We start from the raw sequence: 15,997 nt of genomic DNA, 5'->3' as shown, positions 1-15,997 counted from the left end.
ACCATGACTTTTATATCAGATAAGCGGTATAGAAGCAGCAAGTCCAATATAAATAGCAATCTCACTCAGCTGCTGCGTGGCACCCAAACCATCACCCGTATAACCCTCTAATCGTCTGTATAATAAGCGCCGCATATGGTCTGTCGCTACGATACCTAGCAATAAAGCCAATAGCCATTGCCACATACCAATCTGCTGCACGGTATTTGGAAACAAAAGCATAACGAGCACGCCAGCCAATAGCAACCAACCACTGCTCAATAGCCCTTGGAAGGGCGTCAGCTGCTGCGCCATTGGCTTGGCTTTAGCATGCTCAATCTCGCCACCGTAAGGCAATAGCGCCAGTAAGCTAATACATAATAAGCGCGATGCCGTATGCCCAATGATGAGTGCAACAATGGCAACTGATAGTGGCATTGCGGTAAGCAAGCTGATTTTAAGCAGTAGCGCTGAAACCAAACCCAAAACTCCATAAGTCCCTAAACGTGAGTCTTTCATAATCGTTAGCGTACGCTCGCGGGTCAGACCACCGCCAAGCCCATCGCAACTGTCGGCAAGTCCATCTTCATGAAACGCGCCAGTGAGCTTAATCCCAAAAGCTGTACTCATCACTGCTGCGACTAATGGCGTAAATAAGATATTACCTAGCCAAAATACGCCAGCGCAAAGCAGTCCAACAAATAAACCTACTGCAGGGAAATGACGGCTGCTCTGGTGCAACCACTGCGGATTGTAATTGGCAAATTGCGGTACAGGCAGGCGCGTTAGAAATTGTACCGCCACTAATAATAGACGCCATTCATGCTTTACAAATTGACCAACGCTTGGTTTAGACGATGATTGCTGTGGCGGCTCTGGTTGATTTAATAGCTGTTTTAATGGCTTTTTTGATAATTGTGACATTAGCTATTTTGTCCACTAATACCTGCATCATTAAAACTTGCCATCTCATTTATAATGGCACAAGCTGACTGTAATAGTGGATACGCCAGTGCTGCACCGCTGCCCTCGCCTAGGCGCATACCCATATTAAGTAATGGCTCAGCATTAAGAAGCTTTAATAAATGTGCATGCCCTGGTTCAACCGAGTGATGGGAAAATATAGCATATTGAGCAACACCGGGCACTAGACGCTCAGCAGCCAACAACGCGCTACTGGCAATAAAGCCATCGATTAGGAGAATACGACGCTCACTGGCGGCCTGAATCAATGCCCCTGCCATCATAGCAATCTCAAGCCCGCCCAACGCAGCAAGTACTTCTAATGGCGCTTTTGCTTCACGGTGGCGCGCTAACACATGCGTTAAAATACTTGCCTTGTGTTGTAACCCTGCATCGTCAAGACCGGTACCACGACCGATACAATCATTAATCGGTATATCGCCCAATCTTGCCAGCAATAAACTTGCCGCTGAAGTATTGCCAATGCCCATCTCCCCAACAATCAGCAAATTGCCCGCTACGCTTTTAACCACTGCCATGCCGTTCTCTAATGCTGCTAAACACTCTGCTGTAGTCATAGCAGGTTCTGTCAACGCATCTCGGCTACCGTGACGGACTTTATAATCGATTAATTGTGCATGCGGTGCAAAGTCAGCATCTACCCCAGCATCGACCACTTTTAGCGCAATGTTATGCTGACGTGCCAAGACATTGATAGCCGCGCCGCCTTGTAAAAAGTTATAAACCATCTGTGCAGTGACGGCACTAGGATACGCAGATGTGCCATGCTTGGTTAAGCCATGATCGGCAGAAAACACTCGAATTTGAGGTTGCTCAATCTTTGGCGTGACCGTCCCTTGAATCATACCCAACTGCACAGCGAGTGTCTCTAAGCGTCCAAGGGCGCCAAGCGGCTTAGTTTTTTGGTCGATGATTTGCTGCAACTGCTGACGCAGCTCGTTATTTTCTATATTTGCAATCATAGGAGCTATAAATGTCTTCAAGGAAACCACCCTAATTTTTATACAGATAAAACAAAACCCACATACTAGCAGAGTATGTGGGTTTTACCATTCTTTGAGCGCTTTTTTTACTTTAAAGTAGCTGTTATCATTTTATACAGCACTTGATTTCATACTCATAACCACGGCTTAAATTCACTCCGCCAAGAGCTTCGTCAGCAATTCGTTGATCTCAACTTTGAATTCTCTGTCTTCGATTTTATTGGCGCTAATTTTAGCATTTTGTAGGTTTTCGATAGCCGCCTCTGTTTGACCTAATTCGATTTGCAGCTCAGCCATAGAAAAAGCAATTGAGGCCAAATGGTCTTTTGAATTAATCGCCGCGGCTTTATCTAAGGCTTTTTGATAAATAATCAGCGCTTCGTCCAAATCTTCGGTAAAGTCAGCCAATGTTTCCCATTGTTCAGGATGATCTTTATCGCTTTTTTCATTTTCGATGCAAAGATCCTTTAACTGCGCGTACAGCATATCAAAGGTTTTTTGATCGTTTTTACTGTCCGCTTCTAGCAGTTTCTCTGCTAAAACATAAATGGATTTATATATTTTGGTATTAATCATGATGGATAACCCTGTTAGTTGTTCGTCAAATACGCTAATGATAGTGATTATAGACTAATTTGCTTGAATAACTCATAGAAAAGGGTGTGATATCGATATCATCCCCTTGTACTGTACTTAGCTATCAAATTAAGCAGTTAATATAGCCAATAAAACGGCAGAGTTTACTCAGCAGCGATGGCAATCATCTCAACCAAGAGTTCAGGACGAGTCAGAGCTTTTTTTGGGAATATTATTATAGCTTAAATTTATATAATAGACTTAGAGTCTGACAAAGGGTAAGGGGTAAGGGGTAAGGGGTAAGGGGTAGACCTTACTTTTATTAGCGGTTTTGATGATAAGACTCACTCTTTAAACATACTTAAATTTTTAATCGTTATAATCTATTTTTTATAATAGTTGGCACAAAACTAAAGTTGATAAGATTCGTTGCTATATCTATAATCAAAAAAATATAAAGTAGAAATATCGTTTATGAAGTTAAATCTCTTTGCATTGACGAAGCTAGAATCAAATAACTAATAAGATATTAGAAAAATTATTACAAGCTAACCAATCTTTAAACTACTACTTATTCATAGTAAGTAATAAATTTAATACATAACCTAATAAGAGAGCAATTATGTCCCTTTGCCTTAATATGATTGTAAAAGATGAGAGTCATATCATAGAAGATACACTAGAGAATATTTGCCGCTATTTCCCGATTACTTATTGGGTTATTTCTGATACTGGCTCTAGCGACAATACTATCGCTATTATCAAAAATTTCTTTAAGAAAAAAGGTATAAAGGGTGAAATACATCAAGAATCCTGGAAAAACTTCAGTCACAATAGAAATGCAGCTTTATACGCATGTAAAGATAAGGCAGATTATGTTTTAATTTTTGATGCAGATGATTCGGTAGAGGGTAATCTTAACTTACCAAAACTAAATAAAGATGCTTATTACTTTCAGATGTCAAATGAGTCAAACACTCTTAAGTATTACCGAAAGCTGATCGTAAAAAACAACGGTACATATAAGTGGTACGGAGTTTTACATGAGTTTCTTAAAAGTGATGATGAAAAGACACGAGAGGAAGTTAATGGTGATTATTTTGTTATATCGGGTAGAAAAGGCAATAGAAGTTTAAATAAGGATAAGTATTCAGATGACGCTGAAATGCTAAAGCAAGCCTATCTGTCTGGAGAAGATGTTGATTTACTACCACGCTATGCTTTTTACTGTGCTCAATCTTACAGGGATGCAGGGTTGATTGATGAGGCAATTGAATGGTACAAAGAAAGAGTAATATTAGAAAACAAAGGATGGAAAGACGAGGTATATTGTAGCTATAAGGAACTAGGCTTGCTATTAGAAAAGAGAGAAAACTATAAAGATGCTCTATATTACTGGCGCTTAGGAGTAGAGCTAGACCCAATGAGAGCAGAATGCTGGTACCACTTATCCAGAAGACATAGTTGGAACAAGAATGTAGCCTTAGCATATGTTTATGCTAAACAAGCTAGCGAGCTAAGTATACCTGAAGGTAATCGATTGTTTATTACAAAGAATATCTATCAATACTGGTCATATTATGAGTGGTGTTTGAACGCTTACAAACTTGGTAAAACCCAAGAATCTTATCAAGCTTTTAAAAAATTAACACTGCATTGTACTGAAGACTTAATAAATAGAGTAGCTCATCAAGTAAAAGATTATAGAGATTTAATTTTAAAAGATAGCTTCGATAATATAAGACTGCTAACAATAAACTTGCACCGCCTTAATAAGGTAAAGCTATTGGATGAAGTAGTAAACGAATAATGTAGAACCCTTATAATATTAAAAATAGAAAAAATTAAGGAGTTATGAAAAGGGCGTGATATCATATCACACCCTTTTACTGTATTTAGCTATCAAACTAAGCAGTTAATATAGCCAATTAAACGGCAGAATTTACTCAGCAGCGATGGCAATCATCTCAACCAATAGCTCAGGACGTGCCAACGCCGACTCGCCGCAAGCACGAGCGGGTGGCTGCACGCCTTCAAACCATTTATCCCACACTTCATTCATTGCAGCAAAGTCTGACATATCTTTTATCCAGACCGTCACTGACAATAGCTTTGATTTATCGCTGCCCACTTCCTCTAACAGTGCTTGTATCTTCTCTAAACACGTCAAGGTTTGCGCTTTGATATCATCTTCGCTATTACCTACTTGACCACATAAATAAACGGTCTGGTTATGCACTACGATTTTACTCATACGTTGATTACTATGCAGCTTTTGCATGGATTATAATCCTTAATTTTTTAGAGTGCCTGAATACACAAGTATAGGAACAAGTCATGTTTTAACGACTATTTAACGAGAAAAACGATCGGCGCTAAAGGGTTTAATATCGACCAATAGCGGCTTTTCATGAATCATTTCTTCGACAATACGACCGGTCATCGGTCCTAAAGTAAAGCCTTGATGGCTATGACCAAAGGCAAACCATAATTTATCGTGCTTAGGTGCAGGACCAATAACCGGCTTCATATCAGGCATACAAGGACGTGAGCCTGCCCATGCTTCACTCTCAACGGCATCTTCTAGAGGTAGTATTTTGCGAGCAAGTTTTAACACGGTATTTAATTGGCCAAAGTTCTTTGGCGCATTCATAGTAGTCATCTCAGCGCCGGTGGTAATGCGGATACCTTGTTGCATTGGCCCCATCACAAAGCCTTTATCCATATCAAACATACTATGATGAATGGTATTTTTTTCATTGACTTTAAAATGCTGATGATAGCCACGCATCGGGAACAACGGCAAATCATAACCAAGCGGTTTGATTAAATCATTCGACCAAGGTCCAGCGGCAATGACCAATTTATCACTATAATAAGTGTCATTGTCAGTAACGACTTTCCAGCCACCTTCTTCTTGCACAATTTCTTTGACACTGCTTTCTTTAATGGTACCTTCCATCTCTTGGAAGTTTTTGGCATAGGCTTTTACAAGCGAGCTTGGGTTTGAAACTTGCCAAGAGTTAAGCCAATGAATCGCGCCAACGAACGCATCAAAATTGGCGCTAGGCTCCATGGCTTTTAACTCTTCAACCGTCAAGACCTTATGCTCAACACCCTGATTGCGTGCATCAATAGCGGCAGCAATGGCTTCTTTAAAAGTCTCTTCAGAGCGATGCAGCTGCAACCAACCATCACGCGTAATCAATTCATCAGCACCAGAGGCTTCAATCATGGTTTGGTGCTCACTGGTGCAATGCTCAATCAGCGTCTGCCATTCCGCTTCTATTTTTTTGACTGAAGCAGGTGTAGAGTATTTCCAATACTGCAATAGCGCCTGATGATAACGCAAAATCGCCGGAATACGATAGCGAATATCGGTCCCTTGGTTCGGCAATACGCGTATCATTTCAGTCAGATGGCGTGGAAACGGATGTGTATGAATCGCTTCACGTTGAATCAACCCCGCATTGCCGTATGAAGTCTCAGAGCCCGGTAATTTTTTGTCTAACAACAATACTTGAGCGTTATTTTTTTGTAGATGCCAAGCAACTGAGGTGCCGACCATCCCTGCACCGATAACGATCACTTCATAGCGCATAACGTGTCCTTTTTTTAAGGTCTTAATATAAAGTATGAAACATGAGAAATAATAGATAAGGTAGTAATAGTAACGCATTGAGCGCCAGATTAAACCCTTATGATATAAATATTTTTGCTATTAAATACTTTTAGTTATGCATTTAAGAGGAAGGTATTTTTGATAGGAATAATGGAAGTATGATTGAAAAAATACTGATGATTTAGGTCAATGAGATGAAGAAAAAAACTAATCAATATCACAGAATTAAGCTGCTAAATTTTATGATATTAGCAGCTTTGATGACTTGATTATTGTCTTAGCGTTAATAATGCTTCCTACTCTCTATCTCTCACCACCAAATCGGATCCTCACTCTCATTTATAGATTTTTTGCTGGTCTCGACCGTTAACTTATCAGCAGATAGCTCAGCGATAAATCTTGATGGTTTATCAAAGTATCCTGAATAGCTTGAGAAGTACTCTGGCGCGGTTAAAAATAATCTGCTCTTAGCGCGGCTACAGGCAACATAAAACAGCTTACGTTCTTCCTCAAGCTCTTCGAAATCACTGAGCGAGCGATGATGAGGCGTCATACCATCGACCAATGAATTGACAAAAACGACTGGCCATTCGAGCCCTTTGGCACTATGAATGGTCGAAATAGTGACTTTATCATTACTATCTTCTCCTTTCTCACGCTCTCCTGCGGTAGCAACTGAATCATTCGGCGGATCAAGGGCAAGGTTTTCTAAGAATTTATCGAGACTGTCATATTCTGTAGCCAAATTTTTGAGTACCCGAAAGTCCTCACTGCGCTCCCGCCAATTCTCTTCAATCGTTTTTAGCAGAGGAATATAAAACTCTAGAATCCGCTCAATCACTATTTCGACTGACTCTGCCTGACTGGCTTTGGTCAAAGTCGTATGCAATGATTTAAGCTGTGGGCTTTTTTTCGCAAATGACGGTAATAGTAGCGGCTCGAAAGTATTGTTGTTAACGTTACTATTAACATTATTATTAAGATTATTATTAACATTATTATTAACATTATTATTAACATTGCTATCGGCATTAATCGCTTGGGTCAAGCGCGTTGCCGTTACTGCTCCTACCCCTTTAAACAAGGTTAAAATACGGTGCCATGCAATCGTATCATTTGGGTTATAAAGTATTTTGACAAAGGCTAAGATGTCCTTGATATGGCGTCTTTCAATAAAGCGGATGCCGCCTACGACAATAAAGGGAATATTGCGTTCCATAAATTCAAGCTGAACGTAGTTGGATTGAAAGGACGTGCGGCACAAGACGGCAAAATCTTGATAATCGTAATCCGGTTTTAATTCGATAATTTTATCAGCGATATATCTCGCTTCTTTGGTTTCATCGCTTAAACGGCGAAAAACTGGCTTTATGCCTGCTATTGATAAGCCCGAATACAGCTGCTTTTGATAGCCTAAAGTGATTTGAGCCGATAAAGCATTGATATAGTCTAAAACTGCTGGCGTACTACGATAATTTTGCTCCAATTTAATCAGTTTTGCTTCAGGGTAACTTTCACCAAACAATAAGATATTTTCATAATTGGCGCCGCGAAAGGCATAGATGCTTTGGTTATCATCACCAACCACCATCAGCGATACCGACGCAGGCGCACAGATAAGGTCGATCAGCTCTTTTTGCGGGATATTGGTATCCTGATATTCATCGACCATGATATAACGATATTGCTTTTGTAGTAGCTGTCGAAAGGTGTCATTGTGCTTTAGATGCCGTACCACTTGGCTGATAATATCATCGAAATCGTATAAATGATTGGCGCGCTTATACTCATGAAAGTCGACGGCCAATTGCTCAATAATAGGAATATGCACAGCGATATCAGGATAACTGTTTTCGATTAATTCACGAATATGAATACGGCGATTTCTAGAAGTTGAAAAAATATTTTGCAACGTTTTTTTACGCGGAAATGCTTGGTTGGTTATTTTGGTCGGATACTTTTTTTCTTTATTAATTAAGTCGATGGCGTCTTCACTGTCGCCAGTATCTAAAATAGTAAAGCGCGGATTGATACCAAGGAGCCCAGAATATTGGCGTAATAGCATATTGCAAAAAGAGTGAAAAGTGCCGCTAGTGATATCATTTAGCGCCTTACCGTTTATGTAACTATTATCTGCCGTACGGCTTGCTAACAAAGCTTTTGCCCGACTTTTAATCTCATTAGCCGCTTTACGGGTAAAGGTTAATAGCAGAATCTCTTTTGGCACTACGCCATTCTCTATCAGATAGCTGGTTCTATAAGTCAACGTTTTGGTTTTACCAGAACCTGCACCGGCGATAACCAACACCTTGCCCTCAGTTGTGGTAGCAGCCAATAGCTGATTGGGGTTAAGTTCACTGGCATAATCCACTTGTAACCCTAAATGAATGGCAAGCCTTTGCTCTAATATTTCAGTATCCGCATTTATCAAATTGGCCTCGAGCTTTTTAATCGCCTGCTCAAGCCGCCTAAGCTTGGGTTTCATATCAATGAAATTTTGCGGATAATTATAATGGTGGGTAGCAAAAATGGTGGTCATTATTAAAAATTGCCTTTGGTATGGTTTGTCGTGCTATCTATTGATAACAGCGCAGCAGCATGCATCATCATTTATAGGTAGTAGCTTATCATAATAGACAAAGCTCTGAGCTTCGTTGGTAACGAACATTTATATTAAATGGCGGTATTAAACGGCGGTATTAAATTGTTATTAAGTATTGTTATTGACTATAAAAATTGAAACAGTAAGCACAACAACCTCACCCATTTTGGCCGAAATTTGCTACAATACGCCCAATTTTGAGTTACTCTTTTACTAAGCTTTATAATGACTAAGTACCAAGTCTTATACTGGCTGATTTTATTAATATATTGAGAGCATGTTATGGGTTTTAATTGCGGCATTGTCGGTCTACCAAACGTGGGTAAATCCACCCTGTTTAACGCCTTGACCAAAGCGGGTATCGCCGCTGAAAACTTTCCATTTTGTACCAAAGATCCCAATACAGGTATCGTACCTGTGCCAGATCCACGCCTGAAAAAACTGGCTGATATCGTCAAGCCTGAGCGCGTACTACCAACGACGATGGAGTTTGTTGATATCGCAGGTTTGGTTGCTGGCGCCTCAAAAGGCGAAGGTATGGGTAACCAATTCTTAGCCAATATCCGCGAAACCGATGCGATTGCTCACGTGGTACGCTGCTTTGATGATGATAACGTCGTACACGTTGACGGTCGCGTCAGCCCGATTGATGACATCGAAACTATCAATACTGAATTGGCATTGGCCGATTTGGAAGCCGTTGAGCGCGCTATCCACAACTTAAGCAAAAAAGCCAAAGGTGGTGATAAAGACGCGAGCGCCATGCTCGATATTTTCAAAAAAATCGAGCCATTATTAGCGGAAGGTCAGGCAGCTCGCGGTGCCAATCTAGACAAAGATGAACAAAAAATGATTAGAAGTTATGGTCTTATTACCCTAAAACCAACCATGTATATTGCCAACGTTGCTGAAGACGGTTTTGAAAATAACCCATATCTTGACGCAGTCCGTGACTATGCCACTGGTGAAGACTCTATTGTCATTGCGCTATGTAACCAAATCGAATCTGAAATTGCTCAGCTTGATGAAGATGATAAAAAAGACTTCTTGGCTGAAATGGATATGGAAGAAGCGGGTCTCGACCAAGTGATTCGCGGTGGCTATGACTTGCTCGATATGCAGACTTATTTCACTGCGGGTGTTAAAGAAGTCCGCGCTTGGACAGTTGCGGTTGGTGCCACTGCTCCTGAAGCGGCTGGTGTGATTCATACCGACTTTGAACGTGGCTTTATTCGCGCTGAAGTCATTGCATATGATGACTTTATCGAATACAACGGTGAAAAAGGCGCAGCTGCTGCCGGTAAATCACGTTTAGAAGGCAAAACCTATATCGTGCAAGATGGCGATGTGATGCATTTCCGTTTTAACGTTTAACTTTTAATATTAAATAGCTGATCTTAAGTTTACACAGTCTTAGTAAAGAACAACCAAAAGCCAGCCTCGTTGCTGGCTTTTTTTATTATAATAAAGGTAATAGCGTTAAAGTAATTAACGTCTCTAACAGCAACGATACGATAAAATGATAAAAATAACGGACTATAAACTATGACTGCTTCTGCTAATCAAGTGCTTAATTCCAGTGACCATTGGGCAAAGTTATTTAGCGCCCAACGTTTAGGTAGTAATAAAAAAGCCCCTGCCCAAGACAGCGCGCGTTCATCCTTTCATAAAGATTACGACAGACTGGTATTTTCACACTCATTTCGCCAGCTAAACCAAAAAACCCAAGTCCATCCCCTGACCAATCAGCTTGGTATTCATACGCGCTTAACGCATTCGCTAGAAGTTTCTTGTATTGGGCGCTCTTTGGGCATCATGGCGGCAGAAAAGCTGCATGATGAATTAGATAGCGGCTTACCAAATGGCGTAGCGCCCGCTGATGTCGGCGTGATTGTACAGGCAGCGTGTCTTGCTCATGATATTGGCAATCCGCCGTTTGGTCATGCCGGAGAGTACGCCATTCGTGACTGGTTTATGCATCCTGACCGTCAAAAAGTCTTGCACAATCTAAGTAGTAATGAGCAGTTGGATTTGCTTGCTTATGAAGGTAATGCGCAGGGATTTCGTATCCTTGCCCGCAATGAGCATCACCCTGATTTAGGCGGTATGCGCCTAACCTGTGCCACTTTGGGCGCGTTTATGAAATACCCCTGGCTTGCGACCCATAGCAATGGCATTTATCAAGGTAGCCCCACCACTAATATGCAAAAGTTTGGCTGCTTTTATAGTGAGGCAGCACAATTAGAAGAGTTAGCAGTGTGCTTACATCTGCCGCGCTCAGAGCAGCACGATGGCTTTGCTCGTCATCCGCTGGCGTATTTATTGGAAGCGGCAGACGATATCTGCTATGCGCTGATAGATTTGGAAGATGGCATCAATTTGAATATGCTAAGCTATGCGGAGGTTGCGGCTATTTTTTATGAGCTGATTGGCGAGCATCCTGATACTCTTAACCTACCCCCTCATGTGTCAGTCAGGCAGCATTTGGCATCGCTGCGGGCACGGGCAATGATGCGTTTGGTCAATGCCGTCACCGATGCCTTCGTAGCCAATAGTAACGCTATGCTGGCAGGGAAGCTACAGGGCAGCCTGTTTGCCCATTGTGATGCAACCGTACAAAGCGGCATCACCCAAGCTAAGCAACTGGCACGTGAGAAGATATTTAATCACCCAAGCAAAGTACGGATGGAGCTGATGGCCAATCAATGCTTGCAGCGTCTGCTCGATGCTTTTATGCCATTGGCTTGGACAAACGAGACCAGCGCTTCCATAACCCACATGTCCTTTGAGCAGCAGCGTCTGCTAAAATTGCTGCAGCCACATCTTGATGAGCATCGTCGCGTTTTATCTGATGACACCTATCACAATATGCTCAATGTCTTAGACTTTATAACCGGTATGAATGACCATGAAGCGTATCGATTGGCGCAAGAGCTACAAGGGCATTGGGGCACCATTGTTTGAGCAGCAAGTTTAAAAAGAAGTCTAGAACGAATTTAAAACCGAGCTTAAAACTCGGTCTAAAATCGAGTCTAAAAACTGAAAAATCAACGATAACCGTCTATTTTATTCGTATTTTCGCAATGAAATGAGTATGATAGACATCTATCAGGTAATTTTGAAATATTATGAGTAGTCGCGAACAAAAGAAACTTCAAACTCGGCACGCTTTTTTTAATGCGGTGCTCGATTTATGTATGACAGGGCAATCTTTTAGCTCAATTAGCCTCAGACAAGTCACGCGTGAGGTTGGTGTGGTGCCGACCGCCTTTTATCGCCATTTTGATGACATGGAATCGCTCGGTCGTGCTTTGGTTATCGAAGAATTGGGCGGTACGCTTGCAACCTTAAGTGAAAACTTACAAATTGGGCGCAAACGCAGCTTTGAGCGTCAAATCGCCAAAAGTATACAGATGTTTTTATATATGGTCAGTGAGCAGCCTTGCTATTGGCAATTCTTAGTCAGTGAACGCTATGGCGGCTCAGAAGCCGTACGTAAAGCCATCAATGAGCTGATTAAAAACCATGGGCAGAGTCTAGCAGACGATTTAGCCCTGCAGCCTGCTTTTGCCCATATCAATACTTATGATCGTAGGCTATTGTCTGAAGCTGGGGTCAATATGTTTTTTTCTTGGATTATTGATTGGCTTGAGCTGACTTATACCGAAGACCATGATGATGAAGTCGACTTGGCTGAGATAGAAAAGAGAAAACAGCTGATGCTGCATAATTGTACACGGCAAGCACAGATGCTGTTTTACGGTGCTTATAACTGGAAATCTACGGAAGAAACCCGTTTAAGCGAGTAATTAGTCTGAATCTTTGTGAATTATTTGTCGGTAGTTATCTTACAATTTATTTAGAGATAGTCATTTAGTTTTCATGTAGCCATCACCATCAAAAACTTGGCCGAAAAGCCCAAAGTCGCTGCGTTACCACGCGTACCTCTTTGGGTTTTTTATTGTTAGAATTTTGAGCGTTTTTCACATTACTATCAGCGTTATTAGCATTATTGCTATTTTTATTACTATTATTATCGCTGCTATTTGCTATTTCAGCATCTGCGGCCGTTTTACTAATGACAACAGTCGCAAAGCGTTGTCTCACCTGACCACCATCCACATTATCACTAGCGGTGATAAGTGCCATAAAAGCTTGGCTATCAACCGCTAATAATGGTGTTAACGCTTTACGCTGCTCTTCTTTTACACTACTTAATATCGGCAACTGCCAGATATCATCAATAGAGCCAAATGCTTGCTTTGCTCGTAAGTCAACAATGCTCTGCATTTGCTGACTGGTCGCACCTTCTACTAAAGCGGCAAGCAAAACGGGACTGGTGGTATTGATATTAATGGGTAAATAATACGGTACCACTGTGATATACGGGCGTAGTGCCGCTAATACTTCCGCATTAACGCCCTTCACCTCTGCTAATTGATCGATACTAAGCAACGCTTGGTTGGGTAAAGCTTTATCCGTGCTGCGACTAGACTGCTGAGCATAAACCACACTTTCATCACCACCATCTTGATACACTTCGCTGTCAGCATCTTGATAATCAAGAACGGCAATGGCAATATCGGGCTCTAAATTTAGCTGTGTGAGTAACCTTTGAAAGACTGCCAATGCGTCAGTATCAACGGCTCCATTGTGATATAAATTATTAATATTAAAACGACTGCCCTCATCGCGTAATTCGATGCCAATGCTATGTCCGCCTAGCGTGTAAGGCGGTATTGGCTGCACCCAAATATCCTGCGTGCTATCTGTGTCATTTAATTTAGCATCAGCACGAATGAGAGTGATAGCCAAGTGTTGACCTGCATTGATATCTTGTAAGAGCTGGTTTTGATCAAATAATAAGCCGCTGCGCCTAATGGCAATCTTTTGACTGGCAAGCATCGCCCCTGCCACCACAGTAATACTAACCACCAATAGCAAGATAGTCAGCAATGCAACTCCACGTTGAGAGTCGGCATTCGTAGAGATTACAGGCATCATTGGCCTAATTTGTGGCTTAGTTGGCATAAATAGCCTCTATCATTGACCAAATGGGGCACTTTCAATAGCGCTCCCTGAGTTATTATTTCCTACATTGCCATTGGCTGCATCATCGTTCTTGGTGTCGCCATTACTGTTGCCGTTCTTACTGTCGTTGCCATTATTATTACTATTGTTATGAGTATTTTTATTACTGGTATTTATGCGGATATTTGGTATTGGTTGAGGTGTCAGTGCCCATTGCCAAGTAATGGGCATATCCTGATAAGTAAAGTTGAGCGTAACCCCTTTTGGCAACAGGACAATATCAGGCAGTGCATTGGCTGAACTCGCCGTCGGGGCTTTTAACGTGTTATTGCTACTGTCTTTATTGGGAAATTTGGCGCTTAATTCAGGTAAATAAGCTTGCCAACGCCCAGCAGTGACACCTTCAAGCAACACACTATCTAGACTAATGCTATCACTGCCACCAGCAGGACTGGTATATTGACGGCGAATTAAGCGTTCATCAGCAAAAATGTATTCGATATGCTGTACACTAGCGCTGCTTTGATAACGTGGGTCAGGGTCAGCAAAACGAACAAAGCTAATATGCTCACTGTCTAGACTCATAAAAGGTTCAGGCACTGGTGCATTTTCTTGATTGCTATTACTAGTATTAGTACTTGCAGCGCCATTGTTAGTTGCAGTGTTATTAATTAAGGCATTAGCACCTTGCGTATCCACTGCCTGATAAGGAATTATTTGGTTCATATCTTGTTGTAACTGCAAATAGGCATACTGCAAAACTGCTAAGTTATCTGCATGGAACTGCGCCCGTTCACGCGCACGATTAACACCATCAAATACCTGCCAACCTGCAACCGCCAGCATAGCGAATATTGCCATGGCCATCATCAGCTCAAGCAGAGTAAACCCATGATTTGATTTCATGGATTACCTCCATTGGAGTTTAAGCGGCTCAAATCCAAACTACCGACCTCTTGCTCAGCGTTACTTAATATCACGTTGATATCCGTCACTGCGCTGCGTGTCTGTCCATCTATAATAGGGGCAACAGTAATATTCACCTGCTTTAATGCCGGTGTGATGGCATCAGAAGCGGTCATCGTCACTTGCCAATCGCGACCTTGCGCATTGATAGTTTGGGTTTTATTAGCCGTCAGCCAAGTATCTTGAATACGTAAATCTGCAGCGGCATTTTGTGCAACAAACTGTGCTAGTGTGCGTGTACGCAATACATCTACGGAGCTTAAATACGCGCTACTGGAACGGCTCGCAGCGACAGCAACAACGGCTAAAATCGCTAAAGCAACCATCACCTCAATCAGGGTAAATCCGCGTTCGTATTTTGATAGAGCGGGCTTAGGGTTTGTATAGGTCGATTTGGCTTTATCATTATTTATCATCAGTTATTGCCCTTGCCCTATCGACATACTACCATCAGGCATAATCGTAATGACCTCACCTACCAAACGCGAATTATGACGTACTTCAATCGTTACAGGCGTTGCCTGTCCTGTCCCAAACCATAGTACTTGTGGTATGTTTTGGTCGGTAAACCACGGCTGCAGCGCTTGCGTTTGTTCTGCGTTTGACTGATTACCCGCATCCAAGCTTTGCACGCTTATACTCACACCAGCAGGTAAGACAGGCAAACTAACTTCTGGCTCAATCTCCCAACTTGGTGTGGGCACTTTATCTGAAACAGTGCCTGACATACTCGTCAAATCTGCTGAAAGCTCCATGGCGTTCTTAGGCGTACTATCTCCACTAGAAGAGGTGGAAGCCTCAGTTTGATAAGCAATATAAGGATTAGATAAAGTGACAATGACAGGCGTAACTTGACCTTGCTTATCAGCTTGTAAACTTAAACCCATAGGCTGCATACGCTCAGCAGATAACAACCGTACATAGCTCAGTGAATCCGTTAAATGCTCATAAAAAGCGCGGTTTTTACGTGATTCACTACTACCAACTGATAAGCTCATCATGCCAGCAAATATAGATAAAATGACAACCACCACCACGATTTCGACAAGGGTAAAGCCCGCTTGCCTGATGTGCCTGTGCGCGTGAGGAGCAGCTATCGAGGAAGTCAGTTTTGACATACAGAAGTCATCTAGAAAGGCGTCACCCTATTAAAATGACGCTACATGGTGTGATGTACATAAGACGATAGATGTGAAGGATTATAAAAGCTGTGAGCTTATTCACATTACAGAAGATAAATTTTAACGTGCTGCC

14 protein-coding genes are annotated in these 15,997 nt (G+C 41.8%); 4 read left to right on the top strand and 10 right to left on the bottom strand.

The genetic code is table 11. From position 1 onward, the window contains the following. Positions 1-15 precede the first annotated feature (15 nt). The 3 genes from cobS to FHS24_RS00230 form a co-directional block, all read right to left on the bottom strand. Positions 16-903: an adenosylcobinamide-GDP ribazoletransferase gene (cobS, locus tag FHS24_RS00240; RefSeq protein ID WP_183617691.1), complete on the bottom strand. Its 888-nt coding sequence runs from the start codon at positions 901-903 to the stop codon at positions 16-18. Then, entirely contained in the window at positions 903-1,946 is a 1,044-nt protein-coding gene (cobT, locus tag FHS24_RS00235) for a nicotinate-nucleotide--dimethylbenzimidazole phosphoribosyltransferase (RefSeq protein ID WP_233449067.1), read from the bottom strand. Before cobT ends, cobS begins: the two co-directional genes overlap by 1 nt. 153 nt (positions 1,947-2,099) lie before the next feature. Next, complete coding sequence (locus FHS24_RS00230) at positions 2,100-2,522, bottom strand: tetratricopeptide repeat protein (protein WP_183617689.1); 423 nt, start codon at positions 2,520-2,522, stop codon at positions 2,100-2,102. Positions 2,523-3,144: 622 nt separating this feature from the next. On the opposite strand from FHS24_RS00230, the gene FHS24_RS00225 reads away from it, so the two are divergent. Continuing rightward, positions 3,145-4,332, top strand: a complete 1,188-nt coding sequence (locus tag FHS24_RS00225) for a glycosyltransferase (protein ID WP_183617687.1) — start codon at positions 3,145-3,147, stop codon at positions 4,330-4,332. Between the two features lie 132 nt (positions 4,333-4,464). On the opposite strand, the gene FHS24_RS00220 is transcribed toward FHS24_RS00225, so the two are convergent. From FHS24_RS00220 to FHS24_RS00210, 3 genes are all read right to left on the bottom strand, one after another. Next, positions 4,465-4,803, bottom strand: coding sequence for a RidA family protein (locus tag FHS24_RS00220; RefSeq protein ID WP_183617685.1), 339 nt, complete (start codon positions 4,801-4,803; stop codon positions 4,465-4,467). 72 nt (positions 4,804-4,875) lie between these two features. Continuing rightward, the gene (locus FHS24_RS00215) at positions 4,876-6,123 is read right to left on the bottom strand and encodes an NAD(P)/FAD-dependent oxidoreductase (protein ID WP_183617683.1); all 1,248 of its coding nucleotides are present in this window, start codon (positions 6,121-6,123) and stop codon (positions 4,876-4,878) included. A gap of 331 nt (positions 6,124-6,454) precedes the next feature. Beyond that, entirely contained in the window at positions 6,455-8,686 is a 2,232-nt protein-coding gene (locus tag FHS24_RS00210) for an ATP-dependent helicase (protein WP_183619045.1), read from the bottom strand. Positions 8,687-9,028: 342 nt separating this feature from the next. On the opposite strand from FHS24_RS00210, the gene ychF reads away from it, so the two are divergent. The 3 genes from ychF (at position 9,029) to FHS24_RS00195 (ending at position 12,555) form a co-directional block, all read left to right on the top strand. Next, positions 9,029-10,120 (top strand): redox-regulated ATPase YchF, encoded by a 1,092-nt coding sequence (ychF, locus tag FHS24_RS00205; protein WP_183617681.1) that lies wholly within the window; start codon positions 9,029-9,031, stop codon positions 10,118-10,120. Between the two features lie 171 nt (positions 10,121-10,291). Further along, entirely contained in the window at positions 10,292-11,710 is a 1,419-nt protein-coding gene (locus tag FHS24_RS00200) for a deoxyguanosinetriphosphate triphosphohydrolase (protein ID WP_183617679.1), read from the top strand. A 164-nt stretch (positions 11,711-11,874) separates the two neighbouring features. Continuing rightward, positions 11,875-12,555: a TetR family transcriptional regulator gene (locus FHS24_RS00195; protein WP_183617677.1), complete on the top strand. Its 681-nt coding sequence runs from the start codon at positions 11,875-11,877 to the stop codon at positions 12,553-12,555. A gap of 88 nt (positions 12,556-12,643) precedes the next feature. Here the strand turns inward: FHS24_RS00195 and gspK are convergent, their stop codons facing one another. From gspK to FHS24_RS00175, 4 genes are read right to left on the bottom strand one after another with little or no spacing between them, the layout of a single operon-like run. Next, entirely contained in the window at positions 12,644-13,777 is a 1,134-nt protein-coding gene (gene gspK / locus FHS24_RS00190; protein WP_227671759.1) for a type II secretion system minor pseudopilin GspK, read from the bottom strand. Between the two features lie 12 nt (positions 13,778-13,789). Continuing rightward, positions 13,790-14,683 (bottom strand): type II secretion system minor pseudopilin GspJ, encoded by an 894-nt coding sequence (gene gspJ / locus FHS24_RS00185; protein WP_183617675.1) that lies wholly within the window; start codon positions 14,681-14,683, stop codon positions 13,790-13,792. Continuing rightward, positions 14,680-15,159 (bottom strand): type II secretion system minor pseudopilin GspI, encoded by a 480-nt coding sequence (gspI, locus tag FHS24_RS00180; protein WP_183617673.1) that lies wholly within the window; start codon positions 15,157-15,159, stop codon positions 14,680-14,682. Before gspI ends, gspJ begins: the two co-directional genes overlap by 4 nt. A gap of 3 nt (positions 15,160-15,162) precedes the next feature. Then, entirely contained in the window at positions 15,163-15,861 is a 699-nt protein-coding gene (locus tag FHS24_RS00175; RefSeq protein ID WP_183617671.1) for a prepilin-type N-terminal cleavage/methylation domain-containing protein, read from the bottom strand. Positions 15,862-15,997 lie beyond the last annotated feature (136 nt).

The sequence above is a fragment of the Psychrobacter luti genome (assembly GCF_014192115.1).
GTDB lineage: Bacteria > Pseudomonadota > Gammaproteobacteria > Pseudomonadales > Moraxellaceae > Psychrobacter > Psychrobacter luti.
This window is presented reverse-complemented; position numbering and strand designations above follow the sequence as displayed.

Coding starts and splice junctions, on each gene's coding strand:
- FHS24_RS00230 (WP_183617689.1), bottom strand. CDS start 2,522: ATGATTAATACCAAAATATATAAATCCATTTATGTTTTAGCAGAGAAA.
- gspK (WP_227671759.1), bottom strand. CDS start 13,777: ATGCCAACTAAGCCACAAATTAGGCCAATGATGCCTGTAATCTCTACG.
- cobS (WP_183617691.1), bottom strand. CDS start 903: ATGTCACAATTATCAAAAAAGCCATTAAAACAGCTATTAAATCAACCA.
- ychF (WP_183617681.1), top strand. CDS start 9,029: ATGGGTTTTAATTGCGGCATTGTCGGTCTACCAAACGTGGGTAAATCC.
- FHS24_RS00175 (WP_183617671.1), bottom strand. CDS start 15,861: ATGTCAAAACTGACTTCCTCGATAGCTGCTCCTCACGCGCACAGGCAC.
- gspJ (WP_183617675.1), bottom strand. CDS start 14,683: ATGAAATCAAATCATGGGTTTACTCTGCTTGAGCTGATGATGGCCATG.
- FHS24_RS00220 (WP_183617685.1), bottom strand. CDS start 4,803: ATGCAAAAGCTGCATAGTAATCAACGTATGAGTAAAATCGTAGTGCAT.
- FHS24_RS00195 (WP_183617677.1), top strand. CDS start 11,875: ATGAGTAGTCGCGAACAAAAGAAACTTCAAACTCGGCACGCTTTTTTT.
- FHS24_RS00200 (WP_183617679.1), top strand. CDS start 10,292: ATGACTGCTTCTGCTAATCAAGTGCTTAATTCCAGTGACCATTGGGCA.
- FHS24_RS00225 (WP_183617687.1), top strand. CDS start 3,145: ATGTCCCTTTGCCTTAATATGATTGTAAAAGATGAGAGTCATATCATA.
- FHS24_RS00215 (WP_183617683.1), bottom strand. CDS start 6,123: ATGCGCTATGAAGTGATCGTTATCGGTGCAGGGATGGTCGGCACCTCA.
- gspI (WP_183617673.1), bottom strand. CDS start 15,159: ATGATAAATAATGATAAAGCCAAATCGACCTATACAAACCCTAAGCCC.